The organism is Neobacillus sp. BF23-41 (assembly GCF_041106275.1).
Map to the genome: position 1 here is coordinate 45894 of NZ_JBGBPR010000017.1, position 23356 is coordinate 69249.

Annotated in this window: 10 protein-coding genes and 3 pseudogenes; 10 read left to right on the top strand and 3 right to left on the bottom strand. The window is 40.2% G+C overall.

The window, feature by feature from the left end:
- The first annotated feature begins 340 nt into the window (after positions 1–340).
- The 5 genes and pseudogenes from AB7942_RS21760 to AB7942_RS21780 all read left to right on the top strand — a co-directional run bounded on the left by AB7942_RS21760 (position 341) and on the right by AB7942_RS21780 (position 15276).
- A complete protein-coding gene (locus AB7942_RS21760) occupies positions 341–8848 on the top strand; it encodes a glycoside hydrolase family 94 protein (protein WP_369448471.1) in 8508 nt (2835 codons plus the stop codon).
- A gap of 582 nt (positions 8849–9430) precedes the next feature.
- On the top strand, positions 9431–11785 hold the full coding sequence (locus tag AB7942_RS21765; protein WP_369448472.1) for an ABC transporter permease: 2355 nt from the start codon (positions 9431–9433) through the stop codon (positions 11783–11785).
- A gap of 161 nt (positions 11786–11946) precedes the next feature.
- Positions 11947–12714 (top strand): ABC transporter ATP-binding protein, encoded by a 768-nt coding sequence (locus AB7942_RS21770; protein WP_369448473.1) that lies wholly within the window; start codon positions 11947–11949, stop codon positions 12712–12714.
- Positions 12715–14327: 1613 nt separating this feature from the next.
- A pseudogene (locus AB7942_RS30575) lies at positions 14328–14467 on the top strand (2-oxo acid dehydrogenase subunit E2); the annotation flags it as partial.
- Between the two features lie 302 nt (positions 14468–14769).
- Positions 14770–15276 carry an acyl-CoA thioesterase gene (locus AB7942_RS21780; protein WP_369448474.1) on the top strand — a complete coding sequence of 169 codons (507 nt, stop codon included), beginning with the start codon at positions 14770–14772 and terminating at the stop codon, positions 15274–15276.
- 21 nt (positions 15277–15297) lie between these two features.
- On the opposite strand, the pseudogene AB7942_RS21785 reads toward AB7942_RS21780, so the two are convergent.
- The 3 genes and pseudogenes from AB7942_RS21785 to AB7942_RS21795 form a co-directional block, all read right to left on the bottom strand.
- Positions 15298–15477, bottom strand: a pseudogene (locus tag AB7942_RS21785) (IS30 family transposase); the annotation flags it as partial.
- A gap of 184 nt (positions 15478–15661) precedes the next feature.
- Positions 15662–15766: pseudogene (locus AB7942_RS30580) on the bottom strand (transcriptional regulator); the annotation flags it as partial.
- Positions 15767–15812: 46 nt separating this feature from the next.
- Positions 15813–17132 (bottom strand): ATP-binding protein, encoded by a 1320-nt coding sequence (locus AB7942_RS21795; protein ID WP_369448476.1) that lies wholly within the window; start codon positions 17130–17132, stop codon positions 15813–15815.
- Between the two features lie 266 nt (positions 17133–17398).
- On the opposite strand from AB7942_RS21795, the gene AB7942_RS21800 reads away from it, so the two are divergent.
- From AB7942_RS21800 to AB7942_RS21820, 5 genes are all read left to right on the top strand, one after another.
- The gene (locus AB7942_RS21800; protein ID WP_369448506.1) at positions 17399–18379 is read left to right on the top strand and encodes a glutaminase; all 981 of its coding nucleotides are present in this window, start codon (positions 17399–17401) and stop codon (positions 18377–18379) included.
- Positions 18380–18585: 206 nt separating this feature from the next.
- Entirely contained in the window at positions 18586–19878 is a 1293-nt protein-coding gene (locus AB7942_RS21805) for a Glu/Leu/Phe/Val family dehydrogenase (protein WP_088085109.1), read from the top strand.
- An 849-nt stretch (positions 19879–20727) separates the two neighbouring features.
- Positions 20728–22161 (top strand): alanine/glycine:cation symporter family protein, encoded by a 1434-nt coding sequence (locus AB7942_RS21810; RefSeq protein WP_098933795.1) that lies wholly within the window; start codon positions 20728–20730, stop codon positions 22159–22161.
- Between the two features lie 234 nt (positions 22162–22395).
- Positions 22396–22797, top strand: coding sequence for a CBS domain-containing protein (locus tag AB7942_RS21815; RefSeq protein ID WP_369448477.1), 402 nt, complete (start codon positions 22396–22398; stop codon positions 22795–22797).
- 95 nt (positions 22798–22892) lie between these two features.
- Positions 22893–23147 (top strand): hypothetical protein, encoded by a 255-nt coding sequence (locus AB7942_RS21820; RefSeq protein WP_369448478.1) that lies wholly within the window; start codon positions 22893–22895, stop codon positions 23145–23147.
- Positions 23148–23356: the final 209 nt, after the last annotated feature.

The window sequence follows — 23356 nt, forward strand, 5'->3', positions numbered from 1 at the left end:
GAAATGGTTAAGTGCATTTTTTCGACCAAACTGTGAAGCAGTCATGTAAATAATTTATATCAATAGCAAAAACCACTTCCTATAAAAATTAGGGAGTGGTTTTTTTGCAACTTGGAGAAAGTGCTTGAGTTCCCGTTTTTCTAAATAATTAGGTAAATCTTTTCTCCCTTCTAATTCTTCGATTGTCTTCTGCTTGGCTACTCCGTGTCGAGCATATGGAGGTTAGTCGATTCCACCAGTTTCATCACTCTTTGGAACTATTTTGCATATTTTCCAGCCAGAGTGGGCAAATTTTATCAGTAAGACTTTGATGGAAAATGCTATTTTGGGGGATATATAAGTGATTTATAATAAAGAGCAGCTAAGAGAAGAAGCGCATAAAGCGGCGTTAAGACACGATCCTTTCATAAGACGAAAGCCATCTGCCCGCTTTTTACAGTCTAATGAATCAGACTTAGAGAAATTGCGCGGCTTTGTTAACGACTTAAGAGATAATCGTTCTTCCTGTTCACAGCCGGCTGAAGAATGGTTACTAGATAATGCGGAATTTTTGGAAGAACAGGTCCTTGTAGTAAACCAAGATTTAACGAAAGGGTTTGTTAACTCTTTACCCCACCTAAAAAAAACGGGGGATTCCAGAGTTTTTTCTATTTGTACAGACTACCTTCAATTTAACGACGGGCATTTGGATATGGATTCATTTATTTCCTATATCCAGTCATATCAAGAAGTTTCTCTATTGAAAATGGCTGAAGTTTGGGCGATGCCGCTTATTATGAGGGTGGCTTTGATTCGTCGTCTGGCCGAAATCATGGAAACAGTCAAGGAAAGACGTGATGTTTGTTCGTTGGTTGAGAAGTTACTTTCCGGTATCGAAGCATCGGAGATCACTCCAGAAAAACTGAAGCAAGTATTAGAGGAAGCTGGACAAGAAATGCCTCTTTCTGGACTGATGATTGTCCATTTGGTAAAACATCTGCGCGAACGTGCTGATTATACAGCAACAGTAGGAGAATGGCTCATTTGCAAATTGGAGAATGGACCAGAGAGCCTTGATCACATTTTGTCATATGAATTTCAGCTCCAAGCAGACTTTCAAGTGACAACAGGTAACCTAATCACAAGTATGCGTAAGCTTTCTCGCTGGGATTGGAATGAAACCTTTGAGCAAATTAGCATGGTTGAACAATCGCTGCGGAAAGAGAGGACAGGCTTTTATGCGCAATTGGATTTCTCTAGTCGTGACACTCTCCGAAAGAGGGTCGAGCAGCTAGCGAGACGTTTAAATCTGCCTGAAAACCTTGTGGCAGCACAGGCAGTGGAGCTCGCGGATAAATATGGAGAGGAACCATCTGTTGAGGTATCACAAAAAAGGGTAAATAGTGAAGAATTAGCAGAAAAATACGGAAAGGAGCTTCACGAGAGAAATAGCACGGAGAGAAATCGTCCATTATTTGTTGCATATTACTTATTAGATCCCAATGGCATTATGCAATTGAGACAAGCGTTAAAGATGTGCGGTAAACCACGAACTCTCCCTGAAACAGGGTTAATGCGCCGTGCAACTGGAACCTATTTTAATATGTTAGCAGTATGCTTCGTTGTTTTCTTGCTTGGCTTTTCAATCTGGATAGGTTGGGATGAACTTTTTTCACCAATTCAATGGCTTGCTATCCTAGGAATCCTCTTGTTCCCGGTGACAGAGTGGGCGGTCACTTCAGCTCATTGGTTCATTGAACGTGTCAAAGGTCCAGTCCCGTTATTGCGATTTGATTTTTCAAAAGGAATTTCATCTGATGCGAAAACGATGGTTGTGATTCCAGTCATCTGGTCATCAATAGCAGAAGTGAAGGAGTTGGCAGAACGGCTTGAATTGCATTATTTGGCGAACCGGGATTCCAATCTCCACTTTGGGTTATTGGGCGACTTCAAGGATGCGGAGACAGAGTCTCTCGAACAGGATGAAGTCATTTTAACAGCAGCCAAACGAGAAATTGAACAATTGCGAAATACCTACTCCAACACAAACTTTCATCTCTTTCAGCGAAAGCGGAAATGGAACCCGTCTGAGGGTGTATGGATGGGATGGGAGAGAAAGCGAGGAAAGCTAGTAGAATTTGTGGAGTTTCTAAAAGGGAGAGAGGATACCAGCTTCGCTTTTATCGAGGCAGATTTGAGTTTACTTCAGGATGTTCGTTATATCATTACTCTCGATTCTGATACGCAGCTTCCACTTGAAAGTGCACAGCGAATGATCGGTACGTTGCATCTACCATATAATCAGCCGGTTCTAAATGATACGAAGACGAGAGTGATAGAGGGCTACGGTGTGCTTCAACCAAGACTCAGTATGAGTCATCAGGCCTCAATGAGTTCGCGTTTTGCCAGTCTTTGGTCAACAAATCCAGGGTTTGATCCATATGCGTTTGCTGTTTCTGATCCGTATCAAGATGCGCTCGGTCAGGGGATTTTCACTGGAAAAGGAATATTTGAAGTCGATACGTTTTATCAAGTGCTATGTGAACGGATTCCGGACAACCGGGTGTTGAGTCATGATTTACTTGAAGGCGGTTTCCTGCGCGCAGGCCTACTTTCAGATATCGAATTAATTGACCATTATCCGGCGAAGTTTATTGTCTTTCAAAAGCGGCAGCATCGCTGGGTAAGAGGAGATTGGCAGCTATTACTATGGTTACTGCCAAGATTGTATAACCGAAGAGGTGAACTGTTGCCAGTCGATTTGTCTGTGCTGACTCGGTGGCAGATCATTGATAATATGCGGCGGAGTCTATTGTCTACGACACTATTTGTCACCCTTCTTTTAGCAGTCACAATCCTTCCGGGTTCACCTTTACGCTGGATAGCTTTGGTGATTGCAACATGGTTCTTGCCGGTTCTTCGCCAGATTGTCACCGTTCAGACCGGTTTAATGAATCTGCGTAGTATTTTGAACACGACGGTTCAAGTCTTGTTGGGTATTGTTATCCTGCCGTTTCAAATTGTCCTTTTGCTTGATGCAATTGGTAGAACGCTGTACCGTTTATTATTTTCAAAAAAACGATTGCTCGAATGGGTCTCATCAGATGAAGAGAATCGCAAGAGCAAACAGAATGGTGCTTCCTTGTTACAAGGCATGGTGGGAGGTTATGTTCTTTGTATTTTGTTTTTGGCGGTAACATTATTTAATGAAAATATCGTGGTGCAAATCATTGGGCTTACATTGAGTGTGATGTGGGTGTGTGCTCCATTCGTGATTAAATGGCTCAATCAGCCGTCTCCACAGGATCGTATTACTTTTTCGGAAGATGAGATGGAAGAACTGACGAACCTGGCTCAGCAAATATGGTCTTTTTATGAAGATTATGTTACCGAAAAAGAGAACTGGCTACCGCCTGACAATGTGCAAATGGAACCGCCGAACGGGGTGGCGCATCGCACCTCTCCTACCAACATCGGGATGTATCTTACCTGTGCTTTAGCAGCTAGGGATTTTTCGTTTATTGATACCCCTGGATTAATTTTGCGGTTGGAGAGGACATTGGAGACGCTTGAGCGGATGGAAAAGTGGGAAGGGCATTTTTACAATTGGTATGACACTGAGACACTGAACCCGTTATCGCCAAGGTATGTATCAACTGTTGATTCAGGAAATTTAGTTGGTTGTCTTATTACAGTAAAAGAAGGCTTAGCCGAGTGGCTAGAAGCCTTTGATAAAAAGGAAAATCCAACTTACCACTTTCATAACGATGAAACAATGAAAATTGCTTTTTCCGAAGAAATCACACCATATGTCTCGAGAAGACTAAACGGTAAGAGGGTAAGTGTTAATTGGCGGGATAGGGGTCAAATGTTGCTTAAACGTATAGAAAAATTGATTGAAGAAACTAATTTCCAGCCTCTATTTGATCATAGAGCCAAGTTATTTTCCTTAGGATACCATGCTGATCGAAATACACGGGATGAGGTGCTTTATGATTTAATGGCGTCTGAGGCAAGAATTGCAAGCTTTGTCGCGATTGCGCTTGGTCAAGTGTCGGTGTCCCACTGGCATGTACTTGGAAGAACGATGACCAGAGTTGGGAAACGATCCGTCCTCTTGTCCTGGTCTGGAACGATGTTCGAATATTTAATGCCATGGCTGTTAATGAGGACGTATCGAAAAACATTGTGGGAAAATACGTATGCGGCGGTTGTTGATCGCCAAGTTCAATACGCCAGCCAGCGAGGAGTGCCATTCGGGATTTCTGAGTCAGGCTATTATGCGTTTGATTATCAAATGAATTACCAGTATCGGGCCTTCGGTGTTCCGGGTCTCGGATTTAAACGGGGACTTGAACAAGACTTGGTTATTGCACCTTACGCCACGATCATGGCTCTCCCTTTTGCAAAGGATCAGGCTTTGGATGCTTTGAAAAAAATAGAGCAGTTAAATGGTCGAGGAAAATATGGCTTTTATGAAGCAATGGATTTTACGCAAGAACGTCTGCCGAATAATAAGCAACATAAGGTGATTCAAAGTTTTATGGCCCATCATCAAGGTATGAGCTTACTAACCCTGGCGAACCTATTACTGCCAAAAACAATGGTGGAGAGATTCCATCGTAACAAACAAATTCGTTCAGCAGAATTGCTCTTACAAGAACGAATTCCGAAAACGCCTAAGTATATTAAGCATCCAGCTTTGGGTCGTGTGCACAAGCAAAATTCAAAAAGCGCTCAGGATGCTGCCAAAATAAGAGAATATATTTCACCTGACACAAGGGTTCCTGAGGTCAGCGTTCTTTCAAATGGTTCGTTCACAACAGTCGTAACGAATACCGGCAGTGGTTTTAGCCAGTATAAAGGTTTATTGGTCTCTAGATGGCGCGAAGACTCGGTAATGGATCCATGGGGGAACTATGTTTATATTAGGGATATCTCCCAAGATAAACTATGGTCACCGTCGTACCAACCATGCCGAGTGGAATCTTCTGAACAACGCGTACAATTTGGGTTAGATCGTGCAACATTTATGCGGGTGGATGGAGACGTTAAGACAAGTATGGAGATTTGCGTTTCATCAGAGATGAATGCGGAGCTGCGTAGAATCACTTTGACAAATAGCGGTGAAGAAGCAAAAGTTTTGGAGGTTACTACTTTTGTTGAGTTAGCTTTGTCCAACCCAATAGCAGATGTTGCCCATACTGCATTTAGCAAGCTTTTTATTCGGACTGCTTTCGATGCTGAATCAGGCTGCCTTGTTGCTGGCCGAAGACCGCGTGAAGCGAAGGACCAGACACTTTGGTCAGCACATTCACTCTTGGTTGACGGTGATACTCTTGGATCGGTTGAATTTGAAACAGACCGTTCTAGCTTTATTGGCCGGGGCTATCGACTATCCGATCCCCAAGGAATCCGGACTCGCCTTCGTGGTAAGGTTGGTTCGGTGGCCGATCCGGCCTTTGTGATGAGAAGGCGCATCTGCATTGAACCTGGTAAGCAAATTCAATTAGTTGCTGTTACTTCGGTTAGTGAGACAAAGGAAGATGCGATCGAAATTGTGCGTAAGTTTGCTCCTGATCAAGCAGTGGAACGTGCGTTTCAATTATCATGGAACCGAGGACAGATTGAGATTCGTAATCTGCATTTAACGAATCAAGAGGCAACTGATTTTCAAAGGCTGGCAGGTTACATTTTATATACTTCTCCGCTCAAGAAGGACCGAGGGAAAAGTATTTTAATTAATACAAAAGGTCAGTCTGGACTTTGGAGTTTTGGGGTATCTGGGGATCGACCGATCGTCCTCTTACGAATTGAAGACCGCAGCCAAATGCCGTTCGTTGTTAAAATGTTAACAGGTCATGAATACATAAGGCGACTTGGTCTTTTATTTGACCTTGTTCTCCTTAACGAGTCGGAGGAAGGCTATTATCAACACTTGCAAGAAGCACTTCAGCAGGTGGCAGAACATGGAGTTGATCGTTTTGGTGTAGGTTTGTCCGGTGTATATGTCATTGCCTCAAATCAATTGTCTTCGGAGGACAAAGCATTGTTGATGGCAGTAGCTCGTGTCGAGCTCCGCGCTGGCGGAGCTAGTTTAGCGACGCAAATGCGATTGCCTATGGGTGAAATGGAAAATGGGATGCATAAGATTGGAACGCCAAATGGGCTGCTTAAGGATGAAACGGAGAATGGGTTGCCGGAACAACTGATTCCGGTGACTTCTGCTGAAAATAAGAATGTTTTTTCTGGGCAAACAATACAAGAGGAAACGAAAGAATGGTTATTTTTTAACGGTTGGGGCGGGTTTTCCCCCGATGGAAAAGAGTACCGGATCATGATCAAAAATGGAAATCATTTGCCGGCGCCGTGGATTAATGTCCTGGCCAATCCTCGTTTTGGCTCTCTCATTTCCGAGATGGGATCGGGTTATACGTGGTGGCGGAACAGCCGTGAATGCAAGCTAACGCCATGGTCCAATGATCCCGTCCTTGATCCACCGACGGAAACAGCTTATTTAAGAGATGAAGAAAGTGGTAAGGTGTGGTCTGCCGCACCATCAGCAGTCCATTCAAACGAGCCATATAAAATAACGCATGGCAAAGGATTTACAAAGTTTGATCACGAAAGAAACGGCATTAAACACGAAATGCTGGTATACGTACCATTAGAAGATCCTGTGAAAATCATCAGGTTGAAGCTGCAAAACAAGACTTCGGAACAAAGGCACATTTCTTTGACCTATTATGCTGAATGGGTTTTAGGGGTACAGCGACAAGCGAATGCACCGTTTATTGTGACCGATTGGGTTGAGTCTGAGCGGGTCATGATAGCCAAAAACACGTATCAAGAAACCTTCCGGGATGCAACCGCATTTTTAGGGATCTATCCGCAGCGGGGTGCTGTTAAAGGTTCCGGTGAAGTGAAAGATTCCGGTATAGCAGCTTGGCAAGATTCAAGTGGAGCACCGGGGGAAATTCCAGGTTCTGATGCAGCAAAGGAACAGGATTCTATTACTGCTCCTGACCAAGTTCGAGGATCTGTTTCTGCTTCTGACCATTCATACGATCTTACTTGGACGGCGGACCGCAACGAATTTATTGGACGAAATGGAAGCATGGAACATCCAGCGGCAATGGGTCGCGTTGGTTTATCGTGTCGGACAGGCACGCATTACGAATCTTGTGGTGCGATTCAGACTAAGCTTACGCTAAAGCCAGGTGAAGAACAGGTTGTCTATATTTTGTTAGGCTGTGACGACTCTAAAGAGAGAGTCTTACAATTAGCCAGGAAATACAGCCAATCTTCAGCTTGTGAGCAAGCGATGGATGAGGTTATTGCTTTTTGGGACCATCATTTAGGCCAAATACAAGTGTCAACCCCGTCGAAGGAAACAGATTTTTTGTTGAACGGGTGGTTATTATATCAGTCGCTTGCATGTCGAATATGGGCAAGAACTGCTTTTTATCAAGCTGGAGGAGCATTTGGCTTTCGCGATCAATTGCAGGATTCGCTCGCACTCCTGCATACGATGCCGGAAAAAACAAGAGAACAAATTGTGCTCCACGCGTCCCACCAATATTTAGAAGGGGATGTGCAGCATTGGTGGCATGAAGAAACTGAACGTGGTATCCGCACGACGTTTTCTGATGATTTATTATGGATGCCGTATGTGGTTTCACGGTACATCGAGCATTCGGGTGATCGAACGGTTTTGGACGAAGTCGCACCGTTTCTAATTAGTGAACCGCTTGCTGAGGGTGAACACGAACGCTATGAGCCGACCGTACGCTCTTCAGAAACGGGCACAGTATATGAGCATTGCCTGAGAGCGATCGATCGGGCTTTGAGCCGGATTGGCGAGCATGGTTTGCCATTAATCGGAGTGGGGGATTGGAATGATGGCATGAATTCGGTTGGGGTGAAAGGACGAGGCGAAAGCGTGTGGCTCGGCTGGTTTATTTGTGACGTGTTGAACCGGTTTGCCGAGCTTTGCGGATTGCGTGGCGATTCCGAACGGGTGGAAGCATTCCAGAAAATGCGCCAGCAGTTAACAGACTCTCTCAACGAGCAGGGCTGGGATGGTCAGTGGTACCGACGTGCTTTTACCGATGCAGGACAATGGCTCGGCTCAATTCAAAATGAGGAGTGCCGGATCGACGCGATTGCTCAATCATGGTCCGTAATCTCAGGGGCAGCACCAATGGATCGTGCTGTTCAGGCAATGAACTCGTTCGACAGGGAGCTGGTGGAGCGGGATCTTGCTGTTGTCCGGCTGTTGACTCCAGCTTTCGATCGGACCGAACCAAGCCCTGGATATATACAAGGTTATCCGCCGGGAATCAGGGAGAACGGTGCCCAGTATACTCATGGAGTTATTTGGGGCATCATCGCTTGGTGTCTGCTTGGTAATGGTGATAAAGCAATGGAGATGTTTACGATGCTTAATCCGATGACGCATACTCGTACCGACCATGAAGTAAGAAGGTATACGGGTGAACCATACGCAATTGCCGCTGATGTGTATACGGCAGAGCCGAATCAGGGACATTCAGGATGGACATGGTATACGGGTGCATCAGGTTGGTTTTATCAGGCCGGAATTGAGTGGATACTTGGGATTCGGCGACGAGAAACTCGTCTTTATCTTAATCCTCGTATTCCAAGTGAGTGGCCAGGATTTTCGATTACGTACCGATTTGGTAATACTCGTTACCACATTAACGTTAAAAATGGTTCTGGTGGTAATGAATGTGGGTTGACAGTTGACGGGGTGCAAATTCCGATTTCTGAAGAGGAAAAGTCTACAGGACCATTTGTGGAATTACGGGATGACGGGCTCGACCATCATGTGGAATTGAGAATTTAGTAAATAAAAAGGCGTGAACTGAACTTACCTAGTGATATGAGACACATATAAAACACCCTTTAGGCTGCCATAACTCCGAACTCTTTTGGATAAAAGAACGTAAAAAATATGGTCTTAAAGGCACTCTTCGTGCAGCTCTTCTCAAAACGTTAATTTTACGTTTCATACTCTCAACCAATTTGGTTGGGGGTCTTTTTTATGCTTAAAAAAGCTTTTGATTTCATGGGAATATTTTTGACCACATCTGACTACAAATCATAGCTCGATGTACTATTGAAATTTTTGTGCGTTTTGCTCTTTTAGCGGATCTGTTATGTGTGAGTAAATGTTCATCGTCATATTGTATATCAGAGTGTCCTAGTGCTCCTGACCTTCATTTTTTTTCTATTAACCTTCCATAGTCAAATTACTAAAATAGGGCTGCAGACTTAGTATGGAATTAGTCTCTAGCAGGTTAATTTAATTAATATTATTTTGTATGATTACTTTAGTACGTTAAATAATCATTTAGGTGAAGTCAACTCAGAAACCTGCATGTAAGAATAATATTAATTCAAAAAAGTATGCAGGAAGGAGAAAAAAATGTTTTTGAAAATAGTCAAGAATGATTTCCTCAGAAACAAAATTGTAACGATGACAGTATTTGTATTTATCACGATGGCAGTTATTTTGGCAGCCAGTGCCATTAATAACATTGCCAATCTGATACAGGCAATGTCAGACCTTCAGGAGAGTGCAGTACCAGCTGAAATTACGGTGATGCATGCCGGAGAATATGACCAGGCAGAAATCGACCAATTCACAGAACAATACCGTGACCATATAGCGATGCAGGAGACGATGGTTCTTCAGAATATTGATGGAAGAAATATTCATTTTGGCCAAAATCAAACGATGGCTGGAACTATACAGGATATTTCATTTGTTGTACAGAATAAGAAATTTGATTTTATATTGGACCTGGATAATGAAAAGCTGGATGTAAAGGAAGGAAAAATCGCTGTTCCCATCTATTTCATGGAACTACATGACTTAAAAATAGGTGATACGATTACGGTGAAAAGCGGCGGGTATGAGAAAGAGTTTGTCATTTCAGATTATGCAAGAGATTTTGAGATGAACTCTTCCCTTACTTCTTCGAAACGGTTTGTGATAAATCAGAATGACTATAATGAAATGCTTGAAATGCAGGCTGGGAAACTGGAATATCTGATCGAATTCAAGCTGTATGAAAACGGGGATTCTGCTGCTGTTCAGACTGCCTATATCGAAGCGGGTCTTCCGGCAAACGGTCCTATAATCGAAGGAAAGATGTTTACAATGTTTAATGCCATGTCAGATATGGCAGTTGCGATTGTCATTATATTTATTAGTATTCTGCTCATTGTGATTGCTTCGCTCTGTATCAGACTTACATTTCTGGCAACAATTGATGAAGATATTAGAGAAATCGGTGTTATGAAAGCAATGGGGATATCCAAGAAAGATATAAAAAAGGTCTATCTTAACAAATACAGAGTCATCTCAGTAGCAGCCGGTATTATCGGTTATCTTCTTTCCTTTGCAGTGATAAATCTGTTAAACGGTAATATGAGACTTTACATATCTTCCGATTTATCAGGCAGCTTAAAATATGTACTATCGCTTATAGCTCCATTACTTGTGTATTTCATGATTGTGATGTACTGCCAGCAAGTACTGAAAAGAATCGATAAGATTTCTGCGGTGGAAGCTTTACGTTCAGATATCATGGAACGCGGAAAGAACCGAAAATACAGTTTCCCGCTGCTAAAGAACAAATTCTTCAGCACCAATATTTACATGGGGCTGAGTGATGTATGGAAACGATTCAAATTATACAGGCTGCTGTTTGTTATTTTTATCGTATGTACGTTTATTGTCATACTCCCCTTAAATATTTATAACACCATGAATTCACCGGAATTTTCCACATATATGGGAATAGGAAAATACGACATGAGAATCGATCTTCGAAGAACCGATAGTATTACAGAAGATTTTATTAAACTGCAGGAAGAACTGAAGAATGATTTGGATATTGAAAAGTATGCGGCCTACATTACAAGTTCCTACCAGGTCAAAAACGGGGAAGGTTCCTGGGACTATACTAATATTGAAATCGGAGATTTTTCCGTATTTCCATTAAAATATCTGGAAGGCAGAGCACCGGAGGGTGAAGGAGAAATCTCGCTTTCCTTTGCCAATGCCGCAAAAGACGGATTAAACAAGAAAGTAGGAGATGAAGTAACCGTCAAGGTTGGCGGGGAAGAACAGACTTTATCGGTCACTGGTATTTATCAGGATATTACAAATGGGGGGAAAACAGCAAAGGCGCATACGAGTCTTGGGGTAAATGAAGAGGCCGTTCTTTGGTATATTGTGAGCATGGATATGGCTCAAGGCGTTGATATTCCTGAGAAAATGGACTACTACCAGAATGCTTACGATTCTGCGCAGGTAAATGATATCAAAGAATATACTAGGCAGACTCTTGGAAATATCATTGATCAGATGAGCCTGATTGTTATAGGCGGAATCGCAATAGCAGTCATCATTGCGGTATTGATAACTGCATTATTCCTTCGGATGTTATTATCAAAGGATATGTCTCAGATTGCAATCATGCGAAGTGTGGGATTAACATCTAAAAATATTAAACATCAATATATGGCAGGAACTATGATGGTACTCATATTGGGAATCATAGTTGGAGTGCTGGCTTCTAATTATTTAGGGGAATTTCTTGTAAGTAGGGCAATGTCCTCTATGGGAGCCGCAAAAATTGAATTAGTTAATGTTGCATGGCAGACTTGGCTGCTATGTCCGTTAGCACTGATTGTAGTCGTTGGATTTACTATTTCTGTGTGCTGTAAGGTAACAGTAGAAGATGATTTATCTGTAGTTTTAAGAAGTTAGAACGGATGAAAAAGATCGGGGTTGAGGCGTATCCCCGAAGATGGAGAAAGCCTACTGCGTGAAGGCACCGATGCAGATAAGCATGCAGATTCTTGAAGGCATTCCGGGGTGCCTCTGCGGTATAGACTTTGGTTTCAATGGTAGGCATTGGAGGAATATATATGAGCAAAATATTAGAAGCAAGAAGTATGAACAAAAAAGTAGAATTAGGAAAAGATAATGAGCTTCATATCTTAAAGGATGTGAACTTAGAGATAGTAGAAGGTGAATTCGTATCGGTCATGGGGCCATCTGGAAGCGGGAAGACAACGCTGCTATATAATGTAAGCGGTATGGATAGAATTACTTCTGGCAGTGTTAAATTTAAAGGCTATGAAATCGGCAGACTAAAAGAAGAAGAACTGGCGAAGATTCGACTGAATAACATGGGATTTATCTTTCAGGATATTAATCTATTAAAGAATCTGTCATTGATTGACAATGTTGTGTTTCCTGCTCTTGTATCAATAGATGTGGATAAAAATGCGGTAAATCAAAAAGCAAAAAGACTGTTGGAAATGACAGGAATTGAAAAGCTTGCAGATCATAATATCACCCAGGCATCTGGTGGACAGCTACAGAGAGTTGGCATCTGCAGAGCATTGATTAATGATCCGGATATCATATTTGGAGACGAACCGACCGGAGCATTAGATTCCAAATCGACAGAAGAAATTATGTCAATTCTTGCAGAGATTAATAAAAAAGGGACAACCGTAATGCTCGTTACGCATGATGTAAAGGTGGCAGTAAAAACTGAAAGAATATTGTTTATGGTAGATGGAAATATTGTCGCACAGAAGAAAATGCGTAAATACGATGCGCAGCAAGACGATATTAAGGAAAGAGAAGAAAGCATTATGAAATGGTTAGTGGAAAATGGGTTCTAATTTTTCATTGGCATTTGCATAAAGTTCATATGGGGAATTTATTAGGTAAGTTCTAAAGGAAAAGTTCTTAAGAATGTTTGTAAGGAAAGACACGCTAACAATTTGCTAACGCAATCAAGTGAAAAACGATCAAATCCCGATAAAGATGTTACACTTCTCATTAGCAAAGACCTTAATATACCGCACCTTTGGCACAAAACGTTAAAGATATTACACACTCTTTCTGAAAAGATAGCCAAGGTTCACTTTTGAAGCGGGTTTGAGGCACATTTAATACAGACGGGGCATTTGTAGGTGAGGATAGAGTCTTTGTTGATCTAGTCAAGAGGAAGACATTTTGTACAAAAATGATGGGATATATGTCAATACAACAGTTCGAAAATCGGGTTTACATTACCGAAATCAAATAAAAAAGGCTAACACGGACAGTGCAAAATATATCAGTCATATAACTTACAAGAAAGTTCAAATTCCTTACAGGTTGTTTTATTTATCACAGGAAGTATAACATGTAATCTTCGATGAGTTAAATGTACCACAGAATATAAAAGTTATGAAAATGGTAACCTTCTTAAAAACGGTCAGGAAAACGCAAACGGTTAAAAACCTTGTTATATCAACGTCTAAAATGATAAAATGCTTTTCTTGTCTTTGGATTTGTCCTCGTTTTATAAAAACACGGCAACCTATGACAAAAAAGCTAACTATAAGAGAAGGTCTTTCATCAGTTTTCTAAACTGTTGGGGGGCCTTTTCTTGCATATTGGCGGTCATATGAGCATAGATATTCATTGTTGTAAATGGACCGCGACCATGACAATTATGCATGCGAGAGAAATTAACCACAAGAAGGCGCAAATTCGCGCCTTTTTTTGCAGGAAAAAAAGTGGTCGGTGTGACAATTGAGGAAATAACCATTTTAAAAGAATGATCGCCAAATTGCTAAATCTTCTTCAACTAACGGATGCTTGAGTTCAGGAAAGACGGCTGTTACGACAGCCGTCTTCGTATTTCACTCCCTCAGTTTAATACGATTTTCTCACGAATACTCGCTTATTCGCAGGATTTCATAACCCTTGATATGCGATTAAATGAAATGAGTGCAGATCAATATGGCTCCGTGATGGCATAGTAAAATAATGGGGTGAAATACATCTCCATATTTTACCATATTATGTACATTCTCCACGCCGCCCCTAGAGGCTTACCCTCCCATGTCTCAACGGGTCATTACCCCTATCATTCCTTCGTCATGCCTATCCAAGGGGGGGGGAGGACAGCTATGCTAACGGGAGATTATTCCCACCCAATTTTATAACATATAAAAGTTTTTTATATGTGATTATAATTTTATATCATTTTATTTATTTCAATTATTGCATTATTCTTAGTCATATAAATACTTCTCTAATGAGAAACAGAATCATGGGGGATATTGTGCATGGAAATACAGAAAACCCAACAAAAACCTTGTCGATACTTTCATGGTCCAAATCTTGGCTATAAAATGGAAAGTTCGGGTTAATGCAAACGGTTCGATAAAACATTTTTTTGTAAAAGCTTATTCGATAAGACGGTAGAACGCCGTGAAAATGTCCTTCGCTGTAATGTGGTTTTACAAAAGCTGTGGTAGTAGTGTTAAAGCAATTTCTGCATTTGAATGCCGAATTTAAGGGGATGAACTGGAGGTGAAGAAGTTTTATGATATCAGAATTGCCATGGCGGCACCGGAAGGATTACTAGTACCAGTTGTGATGCGAATCAGAAAATTTTTGTCACAAACGGTGGAGTCTTTAGTTCCTTAATATCAACGCGGATCTTAAAAAGCCTGCAAGGGGGGATTCTCGGTATGATTAAAATCAAAGATGTATATTGCCCTTTCCTACGATCACTGGATTGGGATGGAAAAAGAAGTCGTTAGTTTCTTGGCACTGTCAACCAGTTATTTGTAAGATCCAGAAACTTAATTATTAGAAGACTAAGAGCTTTATAGTGTGGCTCAATTAAAGCTATTTCGTAGAAGATGGTGCCAGTAGTTCAAATAGGGGAGAATATTATGGAAGCAAAATATTGTAAAGAATCACGAGTTATACGAACAAGTCGTGTATTTCCAAATGACGTAAACAATCACCATACATTATTTGGAGGAAAATTAATGAGTGATGTGGACCAGGTAGCTTCTATTTCTGCGGCTCGCCATAGTCGCAGGGAATGTGTAACTGCTTCAACCGATTCAGTTGACTTCTTATATCCTGTTCGTACAACAGATTCGGTCTGTTTTGAATCATATGTGACATGGACAGGGACATCGTCTATGGAGATTTTTGTGAAAATTATTGCTGAAGATTTAAAAAGTGGTAAACGTACAATTGCAGCAACAGCTCTATTAACATTTGTCGCACTTGATCAACATAAACGTCCAACACATGTTCCACAGGTTATTCCGGAAACAGAAGAAGAGAAAAAATTGCATGAGACCGCACCAGAGCGAGCAAGAATGCGGAAAGAAAGAAAACAAAAGAGCAAAAAACTAGCTGCTTTTTTAACAACAAATTATCCTTAAGGTCAACAGAGCTTATATTAATTTGGTTTTTCGTTCGATAAACGTCGCAAGGCAGCCCTTGCTTTTTCCACGAACAGAAACAACTGTATCCAACTCCCAGTGGCCAAAGGTCGTACGTTTTTTCACTTCTTTCGGCCTATTATGGATGGACCTTCCAATGTTAAAACGACCACGAGTTTCTCGGGGTTTTTGCCGTTTGCCTGTGAGGTTCCGATTCACTATAACGTAAAATTAACAATCAAAGATTATGGCGTATCAGGTCAAAACATGTAAGCCCTCTTATTTTGTTAACGAATAGTATATTTTTCTCTTCTTATAACAGAAAAACTCCACTAAACAACGGTTCAGTGAAGTTTTTCCGTCATTGAGACTATACAATGACTCTCTCAAGTATATCAATGTCTAACCTGTTTCCATCCAGTAAGGATCCATCTGCTGCCTCCCCGGCCACTTCCCCTAAGCCCTCGTCTTCGATGATTTGAGCCAGCATCGAACGAACGGCTTCATCATCATCTATTATATGAAAAAGGAACAAATCACCCTTTCTCCATTAAATGATTGGTCGATAAGCGGATAGTGAAAATGGACCCCATTCCTTCTAATCTATTCTGCACTGTAATATCACCTTCAAGTTGTTCAACTATCTCTTTTACAAAGGATAATCCCATTCCCGTTGATGGATTTCCGGAATAATCATATTTAGTGGTAAACCCGGGCTTGAAAATTAAATTTTTATTTTTCTGGATAACACCAGGGCCATTATCTTTGATCTGGAATTTAACCAAATGGTTTTCCCTTTCAATACTAATGGTAATCTTGCCCGTATTATCGATGGCTTCTACGGCGTTAGTGACAATATTATTGATAATCGATAAAAGGGTAAAAACATGGTAAGGAGGATGAGCTCCTGTAATGGAATATTCAACTTGAATATTTTTTCCAAGGATACTGGCATATTTTTCATTTGTTCGTTTGATAATGGAAACAAGTTCAACCAGGTTCATATAATCTGTAAAACTTTCATCAGAAATAAGTTTTGAAAGTCCCGCATAAATACGTTGGTTATCCTTTTTTATTTCATGGACTTCTCCGGCTATTGTCAATGCCTGCCTGCCGAGGTCCTCGACTGTATGGGCAGTCGTCCCTTCGTTTTGCAAAACATTTAAGCATTTGTATAGATCATATGATTTTTTTGTGATGTTTTCAGCATCTAGCAATGTTTTTTTTAAATGAATTGATTCCTCGTATAAATTGGAAATGAGCATGAGCATATGCTCATTTTGTTTTCTTATTTGTTTTTCCCTTGCCTGTGACTCATACAACTTCATGATCGTGAAAAAGCTGACAACCAGAAAGCTATGTGAAATCGCCATAATCAGAATTTCGCTAAGTGCTGCCAATTTAATCGTTGTTCCCAATACGAAATATTGCATCATTATCTCTGTCAAATCCGACAATATTTCGATGGTGATGCCAATCAATCCAATTAAAATAGGACGGTGATAAAATCGGTTTACTTTTGCCAAATAAAAGAAACAAGCATAGGCAAAATAAAAGAAAAAACTAGGAAAATTAGCTTCAAAAGAGGAAGTCAAATTCATATTACCTTGGTTGATGAATTCAAGTAAAATACGAAAGACCACAACTTGTATAGCTGTCAATAAACCAGACAAAATAGCGGGAATTTTTCGGAACAATAACAAAAAGAATAAAAATATTGGTACACCAAAACTGACCCGGAACGTTTCATTAATCGGATAGAAATTTAATTCACCCGCCAAAGGGACTGTTATCATCATCAAAACGAGAATGAATAGTTCTTTTTTTACTAAAGGACTGATGTTCAAGCAGATCACTTCCTCATTTTTCTGAAAATTAGTATACAGATAGATTGGCCACAATACAATGCAAACATTATTATTAGATACTCCAATTTTGTTTGAATAAAAAATTAAACGAAAGATAAAAAATTTTCTGTAGGTTTTTGTTATCTTTTGTAGTTCTAATTATAAAATCAACAATATCATTCTATCAGAAAATAGAAAGCGTTTTCTTTTGAGTGTGAAATGTTTTCCCTAAAAAAGAATTTAGAAAGAGAGGGTTGGAAGAGTTGATTCACAAGATTAAAAAAAAGGAAAGAGATCAAATCGGGAACCAAAGGCAGGATTGGTTGGATGAATGGGTGGCTCATTATCGTTCCTATGGTACAGAAGGACGATGTGCAAGCTACATTCCTGCTTTGGGAAAGGCAAACCCGTCACAGTTAGGTATTTGTATCGTAGGATCAAATGGACTAGTCGTCAAGTCGGGTGATTGGCAAGTCCCTTTCACATTGCAGAGTATCTCAAAAGTGATCAGCTTTATAGCGGCATGTGTAAGTCGCGGAATTCCTTATGTGTTAGATCGGGTCGATGTGGAACCTACTGGAGATGCCTTTAACTCCATTATCCGCCTTGAAATGCATAAACCAGGTAAGCCGTTTAATCCCATGATCAATGCAGGAGCAATTACCATCGCATCACTGCTTCCGGGAGAATCATCAAAAAGTAAATTGGAGTTTCTTTACAAATTTATCGAAAAAATGATAGGGAAACGTCCGAACATCAATGCGGAGGTTTTTCAGTCAGAATGGCAGACTGCCAATCGAAATAGAGCAATAGCCTATTATTTAAAAGAGACGGGTTTTTTAGAATCAGAGGTGGAAGAAGCTTTAGAAGTTTATCTGAAGGTGTGTTCCTTAGAAGTAAATACGGAAGATATAGCCCTGATTGGAATGATTCTTGCTCATGATGGATATCACCCAATACAAAAACAACAAATACTGCCTGTTGAAGTGGCCAGACTTTCCAAAGCCTTAATGCTTACCTGTGGAATGTACAATGCTTCAGGCAAATTTGCCGCCTTTGTCGGAGTGCCAGCCAAAAGCGGGGTATCGGGAGGTATTTTAGCAACAGTTCCCCCAAGTATGAAAAGAGAACAGCCTTTTCAAGATGGATGTGGAATTGGTATTTATGGACCAGCTATTGATCAGTATGGCAATAGCCTGACGGGTGTTAAGCTATTGAAACATCTATCGCAAGAATGGGATCTGTGTATTTTCTAAAAACATCTTATAAGAAAAGAAAGAGTATCAATAGATGTTGTCATCGAAGGATGGGAACTTTTACGTTAACGATGGTAGGAATGGGTGAAAAGTTTGGTGGAATACGATTGTCCAAGGAAGATTTCATTGGACATTTGAAAAATCCATACCAAACTAAGAAAACGTTGCAATAAAACTTTTATTCTTGAAATTATGGGGTGATATTAATGGCATTAACAAATACTGTAGAAAACTTAGCCGAAGAACAGAAAAAAGAAAAGGAATCTCTAGATTTATTTCTTTCAACACAAACGGTCATAAAAGAGGCGTTGGATAAATTAGGTTATTCAAATAATGAATTTGAATTATTCAAAGAACCTATCCGAATGCTCACTGTCCGCATACCTGTAAAAATGGATGATGGTTCGGTCAAAGTGTTTACTGGTTTTCGTTCCCAACATAATGATGCAGTAGGTCCGACAAAAGGAGGCGTACGCTTTCACCCAGAAGTGAACGAAGAAGAGGTAAAAGCCTTGTCTATTTGGATGAGTTTAAAGTGCGGCATTGCGAACCTCCCTTTCGGAGGTGGAAAAGGCGGCATTAAGTGTGACCCGAGAATAATGTCGTTTGCAGAACTGGAAAGATTGAGTCGTGGTTATGTTCGTGCCATCAGCCAAATTGTTGGGCCTACAAAAGATATACCGGCACCCGATGTATATACGAACTCTCAAATCATGGCTTGGATGATGGATGAGTATAGCCGCCTTCGTGAATTCGATTCTCCAGGATTCATTACGGGCAAGCCCCTTGTTTTAGGGGGGTCAAATGGACGTGAAACGGCAACAGCCCGGGGTGTAACCATCTGTATTGAAGAAGCGGTAAAGAAAAAAAACATTGAATTGCAAGGTGCCCGCATAGTGATTCAAGGTTTTGGGAATGCAGGAAGCTTTTTGGCCAAATTCATGCATGATGCTGGAGCAAAAGTGATTGGTATTTCGGATGCATATGGTGCTCTTTATGATCCACAAGGGCTTAATATTGATTACCTGCTCGATCGACGCGATAGTTTTGGTGCAGTAACACCTTTATTTAACAATGTTATCACGAATCAAGAATTACTGGAAAAAGAATGTGATATTCTGGTGCCGGCTGCCATTTCCAACCAAATTACAGCACAAAACGCCAATCGTATTAAAGCTTCCATCGTAGTGGAGGCAGCTAACGGGCCAACAACCCTTGAAGCAACCAAAATTTTGGATGAAAGAGGAATCCTCCTTGTTCCGGATATATTGGCAAGTGCAGGTGGTGTCACCGTATCTTACTTTGAATGGGTTCAGAACAATCAAGGTTTTTATTGGTCAGAGGAAGAGGTGGCTGAAAAATTACGAAAAGTAATGGTCGATTCTTTTGAAAATATTTATCAAACAACACATGTCCATCAAGTTAATATGCGCTTAGCAGCGTATATGGTTGGAATAAGAAAACTGGCTGAAGCCTCACATTTCCGGGGCTGGATCTAAAATGCGAGATTTTCTACAATTATATGGAAGAAGGAGATTTTCTTGTGGATTATCACTGTCCATTCAAAAAACAATCTAAACATGTTTGAGTTTGACACTGAAAAAGAAGCAAAAGAAGCTTTTGAAAAAATGAAGGGCTGTAAAATCCTTACTGAGATCCGTTACCTTTCGAAGATCCACTAGCGGGTCTAGATATTCAACGTAGATAAAGAGGATACCGAGAGTTGGATATAAAGGAAAGGGATAAACTTTTCCGCGTTAATTAAATACTCTAACTATGTAATTTCAATGGGCTCCAAATTGGTTAGGTTAGAGGGTCATCTCACATGCCCATTGAGCTAACAAAATGGGGTCTTTTTTGAAGTTTCAAAATTATTTTTTTAGATTTTTATAGTAATTTCGAAACCTGCCTGTGATGAGGTTATCAGTAGAAGTGATTACAGTCTCGTTTCATTAACCATTGCAGGTGTTCATTAAGGCCATTCCAAGAATTGCTTTCTGATGAAATTTATTCATCTATTGCTTTAACAAATACGTAGGCGGCCATGAAAGGAGTGGTACAAGATCAATACAAAGCATAATAAAATTACATTTCAATGGTTTCTTTCCACAGCGACAAAGAAACATTTTCTTCCGCTTCATTAGCATCCATGTCAATACGGAGATCAGCTAACTCTGCAAATGATGCTGATGCAATAAACCCTGTTAAAAAATGATCTCATATTAAGATTCCAGCAGCAGGTGGCACCATCGCCGGGACTGGCTCTACTTCGATTCAAACCATTTCTATCAAACTGATGTCCTAATTGCTTCAATATAAACTACTAAATTTTAATAAGGGGTGGTAAAATGCCACAATTATTACAAAATATGATTGGTGTAACAAATGAATTCCTTTGGTCAAAATTACTAATTATTATGCTTGTTTCTTGCGGGATTTATTTCACATTTAAATCGAAATTTGTACAGTTTCGAATGTTAAAGGAAATGGTCCGTGTTTTAATGGAAGGGAAAACTGGCTCTAAAGACAACATTTCCCCATTTCAAGCGTTCTGTATCGGTATGGCCGCTCGCGTTGGAACAGGTAATATCACAGGAATTGCGATTGCGATTGCATTAGGCGGTCCAGGAGCGGTATTCTGGATGTGGATTATTGCTATTATTAGCTCAGCATCCAGCTTTATCGAAAGTACGTTAGCGCAAGTATATAAAGTAAAAGATAAAAATGGTTTCCGCGGCGGCCCATCCTATTATATGGAAAAAGGATTAAACAAACGTTGGATGGGAGTATTATTCTCCATTTTAATTACGCTTGCTTTCGGTCTTGTATTCAATTCTGTACAATCAAACACCGTTACAATTGCTTTTGAGAACTCATTCGGTACAGATCGTTTAACTGTAGGGATTATCATGGCACTTGCTTTCGCTGCGATTATCTTTGGCGGTGTGACGCGTATAGCAAAAATGGCTGAATACAAGGTAATGATTTTAGCTGTGTTATACATCGGTGTTGCATTATTTGTTGTAGCTACGAACATAACAAAAATGCCGGAAATTCTTTCTCTTATTGTTCAAAACGCATTTGGCTTTAAACAAATAGCAGGCGGTTCAATCGGCGCAGCGCTCATGAATGGAGTTAAACGTGGTTTGTTCTCGAATGAAGCTGGAATGGGGAGTGCGCCAAACGTTGCCGCAACGGCAACAACAAGTCATCCGGTGAAACAAGGACTTATTCAAGCATTTGGCGTATTAACGGATACACTGGTCGTCTGTACAAGCACAGCATTTATTATTTTGCTTTCTAATGCTTACAAACAACCAGGGCTAAGTGGTATTGCCCTTACACAAGCAGCATTAAGTGAACACATCGGTTCCTGGGCATCAGGCTGTCTTGCTATCTTTGTTTTCCTATTTGGATTCGGTGCGTTAATTGGTAACTATTATTATGGGGAAACAAACATTCGATTTTTACACAAAAGTAAAGTATGGGTGATACTATACCGAATAAGCGTGTTAGCCATGATTATATTCGGTTCCATTGCGAAGGTCCAGCTTGTATGGGATTTAGCGGATTTATTTATGGGCATTATGGTTATCATAAACTTGATTGCTATTACATTACTAGCAAAAATAGCCTTTGCTGCTTTAACGGATTACATGAAACAGAAAAAAGCTGGTAAAGATCCTGTCTTTTATAAAGATTGTATTAAAAATCATGAAGGCATTGAATGTTGGGAGCACTCTCCAGCTACTTCAACTTCAAAAAAGGAAAAAGCGATGTAAATAACAAAAAATAGAAGGACTCGTAAAAAAGTTGCCTTTGCTCAACGAGAGCAAAGGCTTTTATCAATTTGGAATACATTATCATAATCACCAGTTTTATATATTTATATATTCTTAATCGTATTTTCTCCATGCGAGTCTAAATTATTACTCAAAGCAAGATTTCCATTTTTACTAAAAGGAAATCCGTTTTAGAATTTTGAATACAAGTTAAGTAGACTGGTACAAGACATTATGACAAAGGATGTTAAGGTGTGTGCATCACATGACTCTGTGACAGTAGCCGCAAAAATAATGCGTGATATCAACTGTGGTTCTGTTCCAGTTTGTGAAGGTAGAAAAGTTGTTGGAATGATTACAGATCGTGATATTGTATTGAATTGTGTAGCTGATGGGAAAGACTGCAATACAGTTCATTGCCATGATTGTATGACTTCGGATGTAATCACTTGTTCGCCTGATACAGATGTACATGAATGTGCTCGTATGATGGCAGACCATCAAATCCGTCGCATTCCAGTTGTACAAAATGGTGAAATGATAGGTATTTGTGCCATTGGTGATCTATCAACAGTCAACATTCATGTAAACGAAGCTGGAGAAGCATTAAGTCATATTTCTGAACAGATTCAATAGGAACTGTTAGTTACGTCCATTCCACCTGTAAAAAAGCTATTAAAGAAAAACCAAAACATGACAATAATTTGGGATAAACCTAAAAGTACTTAAAAATGGTTTATTCCTGTGGCTATAATCAATATTTAATACTTACTGACAGTTATAGAAATCAATTACATCTAACAGGGTGTACGTGCGGTTATGATGGGACCGGACCTCACGGAACTCATGAAGCATTGAATATTCTAGGGTTTAAGGTACCAATGGGATTTATCGTTTCAGCAAAGACGTTTTCAATATCACATCCAGACAATGATCCAGAGTATCATCAGTTATTGAAAGAACTCGATTCAAAGTACATATATTAAGCTCCTACAGCAATCAGGAGGAGCTTTTGCATAAGTTATTTGTCCTCCTGACATTTTATTTTTAATAGAAAATATTATTAGTAAACTGGAAAAACCGCGTTAAAGGCCGATTTTTTTTAGAGTATTTGTCCATATTATATGACAAAATGAATGGGCGGCATGATGTAAGGCGTTAGCCATTGAGGAAATAGTTATGGCTATTTTCCTCC